Source organism: Methylocapsa palsarum (genome assembly GCF_900114285.1).
GTDB lineage: Bacteria > Pseudomonadota > Alphaproteobacteria > Rhizobiales > Beijerinckiaceae > Methylocapsa > Methylocapsa palsarum.
The window spans coordinates 19,279-31,242 of the sequence record NZ_FOSN01000022.1 but is presented as its reverse complement, the minus strand read 5'-3'; the positions used below and the strand labels follow the sequence as shown (position 1 = coordinate 31,242).

At 56.7% G+C, this 11,964-nt stretch carries 7 protein-coding genes; all 7 read right to left on the bottom strand.

The genetic code is table 11. The features are described 5' to 3' along the window. Positions 1-480: 480 nt before the first annotated feature. The 7 genes from BM177_RS17125 to BM177_RS17095 all read right to left on the bottom strand — a co-directional run bounded on the left by BM177_RS17125 (position 481) and on the right by BM177_RS17095 (position 11,822). Positions 481-3,864: an ATP-binding protein gene (locus BM177_RS17125; RefSeq protein ID WP_091686067.1), complete on the bottom strand. Its 3,384-nt coding sequence runs from the start codon at positions 3,862-3,864 to the stop codon at positions 481-483. Between the two features lie 544 nt (positions 3,865-4,408). Then, positions 4,409-5,215 carry a class I SAM-dependent methyltransferase gene (locus tag BM177_RS17120; RefSeq protein WP_091686066.1) on the bottom strand — a complete coding sequence of 269 codons (807 nt, stop codon included), beginning with the start codon at positions 5,213-5,215 and terminating at the stop codon, positions 4,409-4,411. A 327-nt stretch (positions 5,216-5,542) separates the two neighbouring features. Then, the gene (locus BM177_RS17115) at positions 5,543-8,599 is read right to left on the bottom strand and encodes an ATP-binding protein (protein WP_091686063.1); all 3,057 of its coding nucleotides are present in this window, start codon (positions 8,597-8,599) and stop codon (positions 5,543-5,545) included. 12 nt (positions 8,600-8,611) lie between these two features. After that, complete coding sequence (locus BM177_RS17110) at positions 8,612-9,232, bottom strand: hypothetical protein (RefSeq protein ID WP_091686061.1); 621 nt, start codon at positions 9,230-9,232, stop codon at positions 8,612-8,614. Positions 9,233-9,236: 4 nt separating this feature from the next. Next, on the bottom strand, positions 9,237-9,632 hold the full coding sequence (locus tag BM177_RS17105) for a hypothetical protein (RefSeq protein ID WP_210185929.1): 396 nt from the start codon (positions 9,630-9,632) through the stop codon (positions 9,237-9,239). Between the two features lie 91 nt (positions 9,633-9,723). After that, positions 9,724-10,263 (bottom strand): hypothetical protein, encoded by a 540-nt coding sequence (locus tag BM177_RS17100; RefSeq protein WP_091686058.1) that lies wholly within the window; start codon positions 10,261-10,263, stop codon positions 9,724-9,726. A 23-nt stretch (positions 10,264-10,286) separates the two neighbouring features. Further along, positions 10,287-11,822, bottom strand: a complete 1,536-nt coding sequence (locus BM177_RS17095; protein WP_091686056.1) for a hypothetical protein — start codon at positions 11,820-11,822, stop codon at positions 10,287-10,289. Positions 11,823-11,964: the final 142 nt, after the last annotated feature.

The following is an 11,964-nucleotide window of genomic DNA, read 5'->3' as shown; positions in this document are numbered from 1 at the left end:
CAACTTAGAAGTTTCATGCGCTCAGATTTCCGTCGTAGTCAAATCGCGAAGCCGTTCGGCCGAGCCGCGAAAGACAGAACAGCCGCTTACCAATTGCGGGATCACGAGCGGACCGGCAGAAATCCAACCACCTGAGTCATTTGGTCAGCCAAGGTCAGTAACCGACCCAAGGCGGTCGTTCCAAGGCCAGGTTCCGATTCTCTTAAGCGGGCGTTCACGAAGTTAGGGTCCAGACTGCAGAGCGCCCATGCTCGTCGTTCGGTCGAACATTTGCTCTGCTCCGAAGCGGACGTTCGTATCAAATTCACGAATGGGCGAGATGGGCGGATTTCTGTCTGCTCCCGGGCCCTACAGTTTGGTAATCGGCCTTTCGGTCTATGGCGGGGTCGGGCCAGCTTATTCGACCGGTTGAGACCAAAACACCAAAAGGTGTACGGATACAATCACTTTACGTTTCGCCCGCGTGGCAATTTGCTTAGCTCAGGCCTTTCTGTCGTTGACCAATTGCGCAATAAAAGAGCTTGACATTTTATAAGCGTCATAATCCTCTGATATCCGGGGCCAAATGTTGATCATCTCATTTTCTATCTTTTGGTGAAGGATTTTCAGTCTGTCCCATTGAGCTACTAATTTTTCATCGTCATCTTCATATACGCGCAGGTAATTTTCAAGAGTATTTTTATTGTCGAATAACTCTTTAGCCAAAATATGAATGTATATGATACTTGATACAACCCCCGTATCTTCTAAAATCTCACAATCTAAAGCTCGCTGAGCAAGCAATTTGAATATTAATAAATCGTCGGCTGAAAAAATGTGAGTGGAGCAGAAATGCCTCGCTTTTGATATGGTGAAATCACCATTCAAAAACTGTTTCAGTCTAACATTGAGACCGTCCGAGGTTTCAGACCATCGAATCTTGAGCTCATCTCCCAGAAACGCAATCCTCCGTCGATAATCTTTGCCTTTAAGCTCATAATTAGCTTTCGAAATTACAGATTTAAGCTCTTGATCGGAATGTGGCCATCCTAATACTTGGTCCAATGATTTTGTATTTTCCGGGTTTTTTTCGTCTATCTTAGCAAACTCGTCCCACGCTCTGAGAAAACTCCACTGTTTGAATTCTTTCTCCGCAGCCGCTCCTTGCCCCCTAATCCCGTTTAGCTGATCCTCAGCCTCGGGCACTGTTATCGTTTTCCCATCCTCGCTTAAAAGATAATCGCTGGGCGTTTCAGGTTCCGGCTCCTTTGATCGAAGTCGTCCAAACCAACCATTGCGGTTGAGCGCAACCATGCCTTTACCGGGGGTCATTCGCACGACTTCCGCCAGCTTGTTTTCCAAACCTGCCATCAGCTCCTGTAAATTGGTCTCACTTTTATGTTCGCTTTTAAACCTCGCGCCATAAGCCCAAGCCAATCGCCCGTATCGCGAAAGCGGGTCCGGCGGATAAACTCCCAACTTGAGATCAAACCTGCCGTCCCGGATCGCAGCCTCGTCGAGCGTACCAATCAGATTTGTAATCAGCACATAGGCGACATGACGCTTTTTGGCTCTCTCGCTCAGAGTTTTGAGCTTTGGAAGCATACCAGGGGTAAGAAACGTAAAGATGCTCGCCGCCCGTTCGGCGCTGGTGTCGCGACGTTTCAGAAGAGGATCGAATTCGTCGAAAAGTATTACGACTCGCGTCAACAGTGAAAGCGATTCAAAGGCTACCCGGGCCTGCCGTTCGATATCGTCCTGCCCTCCTTTCGCAATATCACTTGGCGTAACTTCCACCAAGGGCACGCCACACGTCAAAGCCAAGGCTTCGACGAAGGTTGTTTTTCCTGTTCCAGCAGGACCATGCAGCACCAAGGAGTGAAGCCGTTCGCTTTTTGGAACGTCTCTGCCTCCGGTGATGTGCCTGCGCATTTTTTGAAGGACGATCGCCGCAGGCTCCTGGCGAAGTTCCGGATTGCGAAGATTGGCGAAACCATAATCGGGATAAAATAGCTGATCAAGCACCAAGCCAGTTGTTTCCTTAAGCTCGCCAGGACGCTTTACCGAGAAATGTTCAAATATAATCTCATTTATACCTTCGTCGTACATGTGGTTTATCGACGCCAGCACCTCAACAGCTTCGGCAGTCCGCTCCAGGTGTGGCTTCGGGGATCCATATTTTGAACGCCAGCCAGGCGGGTTGACCTCCGTTTTTTCTACGAACGTCTTCTCCAAATATTTGAGCATTTCCAATCTAGATTTCAAAAGATCGAGAGGATAGCCGACGCGCCTGATTAGCTCGGCAAAAGCATACAATCCGATCGTATCGCTGCTATATGAGCTTCCGCTTTCATCGGTGTAAAACGGATGTCCGCGAGGTATAGTCCCTTCTCCAGTAAACGCATTATCCAAACACGTGGCCGCATGCCGCAACCATTTGTCGTCGTCCTGTCGGGTTATTTCTTTTTCGGCGATCATAGCGTAGGCCGCCGCCGCCCATGCCAAATCCGGCGCGTCCAACTGGCGCTTGCTGCTGGGATCACCTGCGCTAAGTTGCCGGTCAATAACGGTGGAAAGGTAATTCTTGACCGGGCTCAAGCCTAAACGGACCTGATTCGCGCCATGTTTAATAATATCCGAAAGATCACTCCAAAACCTTGAAATTTCTGACGAGGCCGCAATTCGAGTCATCTTTCCTATTGACTCTTGAGAATGTTTCAAAAATGAATATGCTATTTCATGTGCTGTAGAAGAGGCCATAGAGGATCGACTATTTTCAATATATGATCGCTCGCTGTCGCGGAATTGAGTAATCTCTTCTAATATTTTATCGACGCTTGTTTGTGCTTGCCCGATCGCCCGGATAACACTCTCTCGGAGATCATTCATAAAATAAGCTTCATCGAAAGCTCCGATAGAATTTGGTAGAGAAATTTCAAAGCAAAGATTTTTAGATAGCTGTCTAAGAGTAACATAACCAGATTTCGCTAGACGTCTCTTGTCAATTTCTATCCATTGATCAGGAATTGTACTTTCGTTGAGGTCCTCAATTTGTTGGACAATACGCGCCACTTCGCTAAAAAATTTGGCTGCCGTGTCTAAGCAATTGACAAAATCGATTGTGGCCTGAACGCAACGCGCCGTGGTATAGGCGCTCACTTCATTGTTTTGTTCGGGTATTGGGCGCGCGCCCCCCACGCACCAGTCTGGATCAACAGCAATGTATAGTTCACGTACTATCCAATACCAACACCGGAAAAAAAGAGGCGATAAAGCGCAACTTGGCTCCGTAAGCAGCGCCCTCATTAATTCTGTCGCGACATGAATGGAATACTTTTCGTTTTTTATAATCTCGATATTAAATATCTCATTCATTATGGTAAGTCTTTGTCTTATAAAATCTACGAATGACGATTCAACGTTGCGTTTTTCGTAATTTGCAAATTTATTGAAAACTCGCAAAGCAGTCACGTAATCAACAAGACATCCACCTGAGAAAATGTCTTTATATTTATTTTCAAAATATCGCTTAGACAAATCATATGGAATGCTTTTAATGTTTAAGCTTCGTTTCATATTGTCTTTTTCTAACTCAAGATCTTCATTAAATAGATCTTTCCAACTTTTGCTATTGTCTTTCTCCCACTGTTCGATATATAATTCTTCTAATCTAAATACGCACGGATCATGCCCTAATATCAATTGTATCAGGGCCTCGTGCCCCTGATCACGCAATTCAGCGCTTCGCCTACGTAATTTATCGAGTTCCCGCAATGACTCTATATGATACTCGAGATCGTGACCTGTTGCTGGACCGCCATTCGAGTATGGGCCTATCGAGAAAGGCGTGCTTTCGCCAATGGGATTTAATGAATTAGGGAGCATCAATTGACTCCATCTCTCGGGAGGGCACGTTTTCGTGTAACTGACAATGCTATTAAAGCATTCAAATTGATCGTAGTATAGTTTTGTTTCGGACTAAGCCCCTACTTTTCTTCCTCGGTCGGCCGACGCAGGCAAGCTAAATGTGATCTCAGCCAATGAGTCGCGATCCACCGACCTTGGGCGGTCGGCTGGACGGCCCAATTGGGCGCTCTGCAGTCGGCAATCCAACTTCGGGGACGACCGGTTTGGACAATCGAACCCGAGTCTTGGAACGGCGTGTGTCTTGAGCTGCTATCGCCCAGTGATCTGAGAACGACAGCTAATCTGCTTCGGGCTCTCCGAACCAGTCATTCCCCTTTCGGCCCGATCATGTGAACCGAATGACCGGTTTCGCCCATCGCGGCTCCCAAGCGGACAGGCAGAAATCCACCCAGAGCTGCCCTTCCGCTCTCAATCAATTGGACCGATGCCAGACGGCGCCATTGCTTACGCCACCTCGCACCGGACGAGCGCCAGTGCACCGTCACCGTCTTGCTCAATGCCTTCAAAGGGCCTTGGCACGGGTCAGCAGATAATCCTGACGGATCATGTTGCCGAAGTAATACGGTGCAGCGAGTGTCTCGAACTCAGAACGCAAGGCAGCAAGCCGCTGCGGGTCCTTGGCGGCACCCTCAATCAGCTTCTGCATCGGACCAACAGAGCGCTCCATAAATTCCCGGAAGTGCGCTAGGCTGAGCGCCGGAAACAGCATGACGCCGCGAGCAAAAAAGGGCGCCTCGAACCTGGCGCCGAGGCGCTCGGCAACAATGCTCGGGTTCCCCCATTGCGGTGGTGGTGCAGCCCCAGGTGGAGGCGGCGGCGAGTTATTAGCCACGAAAGCGAATAGCTGACCAACAAAGTGCTCCGGCGGCCAGGTCGCAAATGCAATGCGACCTCCCGGCTTCAGCACGCGACGTATTTGTTCAATGGTGACTTCGGGCCGGGGCGCAAACATGTGGCCAAACTGGCTAACGACAACATCGAATTGGCCATCGGGGATAGGCAGATTCTCAGCGTCCCCCTCAAGCCATTGAATCTCCACGTTGGCTATACGCGAATTCTCGCGTGCTGCGTCGAGCAAGGCAGGCGTTAAGTCAATTCCCCTCACCGAGGCGCCCGCCCGCGCCGCCGTAATCGCAACGACACCCGTGCCGGTAGCGACATCAAGAACGGTCTCGCCGGGCTTGATCTGTGCGAACTCAACCAAGTGCCCTGCGACCGGTGTGGTGAAAGTCGCAGTCGGCGCGAATGACGACCACATTTCGCGCTGGCGTGTCTTTAGATCCTCAAACGGATCCACTGTCGAAGGCATTGTGCACCTCCACGGCCCAGGAGTGGTTTGCAATCGGACAATACCCCTGACGCGACCATACGGGAAGTGGCAAATGCGGGAGACTGGCGGGACGAATTCCGCTTCTGGCGGCACCCCTTACCGTTCAATAGATTCCTTTGACAGCCGGCTATCCACGGGCCACGCCATAGACCAGAATGGGCGCTTACCAATGTGCGGGCCCGGGAGCGGACTGACTGAAAGCCACCCAAACGGCCATCCGCGGTAAAAAATGCCAAATAATCTAGATCCGCGGACCGCCGGAGAAGAATGCTGGTTTTAATGAATGCGGTCAGCGGCGCTCGCCCCTTATTGGGCGGCGATCGAATAATCTTCGTCGCCGCCGAGTGCGTAGGCACGCAGTGTCATGGCGACGCCGCGGCCGTCCACAAGCTCGAGCATCAGTTCTTCGATCACCCCGGTTTGGGCCCCAGCCTCCATCTGCCCGCTCCTAACGCGATCCGCCTTCCGGCGTTCGATCTCTTTCAAGGCCGATCCGCGGGGGAATATCTTGGAGAGGCGGCGCAGGGCCTCGCTGAACCCCACTTTGTCGTAGAGGCGGTTGCGCAGCGCTGTGTCGCCCGGGGTCGTCGAAAGCGCCCACAATTCGATCGGGCCGAGGGTGTTGACAAGCAGCTGTTCGTATTTGGAATTCTCGACCTGGAGAACAGCAAGAAATGGAGCGCCGCCGGGTCCCGGACCATGCAGTCCATTGCGGACGATCGCGGCGCTCGCCTCGGTCAAATGGAAACGCTTGATGATTTCATCGACTTCTTGCTCGTCGCCGGCGCGCAGGATGAACCGGCCCGTCGATTGCGCAATCAATCCGTCGCCGAAATCGGACAGCCGCTGGCTTGAGAAGCCGAGCTGGACGTTATGCTTTCGCCCCTCGCGGGCGTCGAGTTCGGCCTGGGCGCGCACTTGCGGGCTCTTTTCCGTCCGATGCCATTCATCGAAATCGAGCCGCTTCACCGTCTCATAGGTCTCCTTGAACCGAGGCCCATGATATTTGCGCATGTGCTCGGGGATATAGTGAAGATAGTCAGGCCGGACGAAGAAGTTGCGCGCCAGGATGTGCCGCCCGAGGAGATACATCATTTCAGTCTGGCGGTTGTTCGCCGCCGATCCCGTCGGCGCGACGTCCTGCAAATCGAGGACGATGATCCGGGCCGATCCGAAATCGAGTTTCGTCGGATTGTTCAAGGTCGGATAATTCCGGATGGCGTCATAGATGTAGCGTTCGAACAATTCAGACGCATGCTCCGCCGTGATCGAAATCTTCAAGCTTGCGAACCGGTCCTTGACCTGTTCGGACCGCGATGCCTTCACCAGATCTTCCAGAATCGGAACGGCGTGACGCTGAGCGATTTCGGCGAGCCGATATTCCTCGACGTCGCAGAGCGCAGTGACGACGTCGCGCCAAATCGGATCTTCAGGGTGTAGTTGAATGGCATGCCGATCGATGGCGGCGTCCACGATCGGCTCGACATTGCGCCGATAGCGTTTTGGCGAGGCGCCGGGCAAGTCCATGCAGAGCCGATAGGCCTCGTCTAACACGAGCCGGATCATCTGCGGCATGCCCTCGAACGGCGTCGTTATTTCGGGCGGCAGCGTGATCAGCGACAGAAAGTTTTGCAGGAACGCCTCTTCGAGCGGCAGCGGCGTTTCGCAGCCGACCTGAAGATCGAAGACGTTGAACTCATATCCGGCCGCGAATTGCATGCCGACGTAGATCGCCTCGTGCCGGCGGGCCGGCCCGAGCGCTTCCTGGATGAGGCGCACAAACCCTTCCGCAGACGATCCGATGTCGAGCTTTCCGATCAGCGGCAATTTCGCGCCGTGAGACCCGAGCACGGCGGTGCTGAGACAAAGGCCAAGATTGATCGAATTCGCCAGCACGGACTTGCCTGAGCCGGGGGGCGCCACGAGGATATCGATGACCAGAGGCCGTTTGGAGCCGCCCGATGGATCATAAGGCCAGATCGCGCCATTGGGCGCGCGGAGCATGACGCTGCCTTCGCTCCAGGGCGAGGCCGTATGGTTCCACGGCAGCATGGGCAGCGACTCGCCAAGAAGGGCGAGCGCGGGGTTGCCGGTCGAAGCAAGGGACAGGCCCGGGACGGAACTCAGCACGCCTTCGAGAGGATCGCCGCTGACCCGCGTGGTTTTGCAATTGCCCCAGCCTTCGATCCGCTGTTGCAGCGCCGCCGCGCGCCTCCGCAAAATGCGCGTCTCGCCTTTTTGCGCCCAGGTCGCAAAAGAAGCGCGCAGCTTGACGCTGATGTGATTGTTTTGCTCGCGCTCTCGCCGCAAGGTCGCAAAAGCCCGCTGCAGATCACGATTGGCGGGAAAGATCGCGAGAAACGACGCACCGATTTCCTTGAACGCCATCCCGGCGCGGCCGGCGCTCTCGATGACGAAGCTGCTCCGGAACGGGATGCGGTCCCGCGCCAGCGCGCTGGCGAGCTCCACGAAGGGCCGGGGATCTTCCGGCCCGATCACCAGGTCGACGCTGGTATATTCATAATCGCCGAAATCGACGCGCTGGCCGCCGTGCGTTTCCGCATCTTCGTGAAAAATCTGGCTGCGGAGCGAGGGCCACAGAAGCCCTTCTTTGCTCGCCTTCCGGACGTCCTCTTCCGGCAGCCTCGGCATGACCTTGTCTCCCACAAGGATCGGCCGCCAAGGCGCCCCCGCTGTTTCCCGGTACAATCCCTCGCGGATCGCGACCAGCGCGTCCCGCGCCGTCATTTCTTCGACTGCGATGTCGGAGGCGCGCAGGGTCGCCGTGACGCGGGCGACAAAACCCGCGTGATGCGCCGCCATCACCTCGTTGCGCAGAAAAAACCTTTGGGCGTCTCCGATCGAGGGGCATTCCCGCGCCTGCGCCGCCTGCTCCTCCTTCATCTGCTTCAGTTCTTCTTTGCTAAGAACCGCGCGCCGCGTCCAGAGCACGAAATAAGAGGCCTCGACGCGCATCATTTGCGACCAAAGGCGCTGGCGCTCATCAAGAATATCCGTCAGATCAAGCCCCAATTGCCGGGCCACCTTCCGGCAGGCACCGATATTGACCCGCTCGATTTCGCGGCCCGCAAGCTCGGGGTCAGACAGATACCAGCCGACGATCGCATGACCCTTCGTCTCCAGGGCTCCCGACAATTCGATCCGCATCGCCTTGGCGAGGCTCTCGATGTCGGACCTTGTCGCCATCCTTTTCATGCCGTCGATGCGCAGGAACGAAACGTAATCGCCCTGTTTGGTGACGAGGGCGTCGCCATGGGTCGTTTCGAGGTCGCAATAACTTGCGAGCGGCTGCTTCACGGCGAGAGAGATTCCGGCCAGAAGGCGCGCGACGCTAGCAAACATGGTGAAACTCCATCACATTCGCCGCTTTGGGAGGGCCGCGAGCAGACTTGGATAAATGTCTTTTCCATCTCGAAAATAGCGTCCAAGCGGCAACAGCCGCAGGCTCGCCAAAAGCTTGCTCCGCCGTTCGTAAAGAGCGGGCATGCAGCGTAAGAGCGCCGCGCACAAATCGCGCGGCGAATGTGCACCAAGAATCGCCGCAGCCGGCTGCGCGCGATCGCGCAGAGCCAGCGACGCCGACAGCGCGCTCCGGATCTCGATGCTGTGCGCTAAGGACGGGCGGATGAGCGTCGGCGGTTCGCCGTTCCTGACCAGCTGGATGTGAACAGCCCGCGCCAGACTATTGACGACGGCTTGCGTCAATTCCGGCATGAAGATGGGCGCGGCTTCCTCATCGATCGTCTCGCGATCGAGATGTTGCAGGAGATGGCAAAGGATGCAGGACGACACGACGTTCCACGGCGAGAAATCCGTATGATCTCCGGTGACGTGAAAGAGCTCCTGCCAGTCTCGACGGCCAAATCCGCAGAACTGGCAGGAGCCCGGACCTGCCGCTCCCCAAGGCGCGTGCGGCAGGCCATGGGGGCTGGAGGCCGTCGCGTGCGCGGAGAAGGAGAGCGGCAGAAGGCGCATGATCTTATTGGAACGTAACAGCGGCGGCGGTGTCGGAAATCGTGGCGTTGGCGCCGGACGCGGTGTTCGCCGCTTTCTGGATCCAGTTGCCGCCGGTGACCAGGAGACCTGTTAACACGAGACCGGCGACGCCGGCTGCGACCTTCCCCGATTCGCGGTTTTCGGGCTGGCGGGATTGCCAAAGATACCAGGCCCCGGCGACGAAGCAGATCAGAGCGCCGACATACATCGCCGTGCTGGCGCCAAAGCCGCCCGCGGTCGAGAACTCCTGCGCGATCGCCTGCACCTGCGCGCCGATGCCGCCGGCGGCGAACGCGTTCGATCCGCTCAGCAGCGCGACCGCGGACAGCCCAAGGGCAAGAGACTTCACGCCCCCCGTTTTGTTGACGACGATATTCACACCTAATCTCCTCGGATGGGGTTCAAAAGGCGAGGGGTCCGCCCCTCGACGTCCAGACTCTCAAGCGGCGGCGCGAACACGAAATTGCTTTTTAAGCGCCGGTTTGAAACATCGAAACGAGCCATTGCGCCATCGTCAGAATGTTGATCAGCATAATGCCAAAGGTAAATTGGATAAGGCATCCGCCCTGGCTGCGATTGCCGACGCCGTTGATGACAGATCGCCACGCCACAGCCGCGAAAAAGCAGGCCATTGCGCCAAAGGCTTGAAAGAACCCTTGAAACAGCTGCACAACATTGATCAATGTATCGCCCGGCGCGCCGCCTAAAACCTCGCCCACATTTGGCGGCGTGTAGCTGGTCAAAGCCGTGATCGACACGACGAGATTGGTTCCGGCGCTGACGTTCGCCATGGTGAGAACGCTGTTGAAACTCGCAAAAGCCCCCGAAAGCACCAGGGAAACGAACGGAACCCATGGCTTGCCCCGGAATGGATTGTCGGGACTCGCCTGGCGCCAAAAGCCCCAGGCGGAAAAAATGAAGCAAATCAGCGCGGCCAGATAGCAGAACGTTGGCAACAAGATCGCCAGTGCGTTGCCGATCTCGCCCGCGAAACTCACCAGCCCTTGCATCGGTGACGCTCCTCTCTCGATGTCTATCGAGCGCTGATCACGCCGTGCTCCGTTTCGACCACCCAATCCGCGCCGCGCTGAACGATGCGAAGAACTTTCCCGAAACCAGGAATCTTCGCCCCGGGCGAGACTTGCAGCGGAGGGGATTGATCGCCGGGGATGCCGACTTCGGCGAGCATCGCGAGCTGCGGGGACGCCGCCTGAACGCGATAGCGCTTTGCCTCTTCGGCGGCGCTCGCCGCCGCAGGCGGGGATGGAGAGCCCTTGATCGCTGGGGTGATCTTCTTCGGCCCGACGGCTGGTCCTTCGGAAATCGAAGCTGTGACGGCGGGGGCTGGCGTCGACGCCGCCTTGGCGCCTTCGACGGCGCGCGCAGCTTCGCCCAGCGAGAGACGCCGATCGCTGTCATCGAACCGCGTCTGAACCAATGCAGAGAAGGCGTGGAGTTCTCCCTTGAGAGCGGCTAATTCGTTCTTTTGCTCCTTCACCATCGTCGCCAGTTGCGTGACCAGGGCGAGGGTTTGAGCCTCCGCCTTTTTGTCGTCCGCCGCCAAAGCCTTTGACTGTAAAGCCGCTGGCCCAGCGGCTGGCGCGCCGCCCATTTCCGTTGGCTGCGCTGGCGCCGCCGCCTCTGCGCGGCTGCTCTCAATCTTGACCGTCCCCGCCCCCGTCGGCTCCTCAGCAATTACTGAGGTTTTGCTCGGCGCAGTTAGGGTTGGGACGGAAGACGCCTCGATCGTGTTGCCCAGCGCGGGCGGCGATTTGATCAAAGGCGCGGCGGCGCCTTCGCTCCGCGCCTCAGAAGTTTTGACCGCGGCGTCAGCCCGAACTGCCGAGAGCCCCTCCCGCGCAGGTGTCGGCGGGTGCGCCGCATCGCCCTGCTCTTTGCCGGGTTGCGCCTCGCCCGCATCCGCTTTGAACGCCAGGATTTCCTTGAGCTGATCCTCTTTTCCCGCGAGGAGCGGGGCTGGTTTGACATAGGTCTCGCCGGTCGGCTGGCGGCCGGGAACCTCGGCGAGTTTCGCCGCAGGCGCCATCAGCTTCGGTTCCATTTCAACCGCGGCGCCTGTCCCCGTCTCGGCGACGCTCAGTGGGTTCGAAGGCAGCAGGAGGAACCCTGCCCCCGCGGCCAACAGAGCCAGGGCGGAGGCGGAACAAACAATCTCTGGCCTTCTCCACAACGGCCGCGGCGCGCGAGGCGCCTCATGAGCGCCGCCCGGTTTCTGACCTTCGCGGCCGATTCGCAAGACGATGCTTTCCTCGCCGCTATCGACGCGCGTTGCGGCGGGATCGCTAAAGGGATCGCTGCTGGCTCGTGCGTTCTCGCCGCCCTTCGTCCGCGTTCGAGCAACGCGGGCAAGAGCCGCGGAGAGGGAGACGTTAATCCGCTCTCGCGGGGAGGGTTTGTGCAGATCAGCCGGGCAGTCAAAGCGCTCTGCTGGATCCGACGCCAGCAGGCGAGGCTCTTCACCCGGCAAGGCGAGAGTCTCGCTCTCGTGCGCAAAATTCCCTTCGTCATTTATGCCAATCGTCTGTGTCTCGGCAACATGCACATTCATTTCACAACTCCTCTAGTCTGCAGGCTAGAGGGTCGCGCGCGGGCGCGCGAACGGGCGCATAAAATTTTATGGGCGGGGAAATTCGCGTCGGCCCTGTTCTTTTCGCCAAGGTTGCAGGCGGAGGCGTCCGCAAAATTGGAGT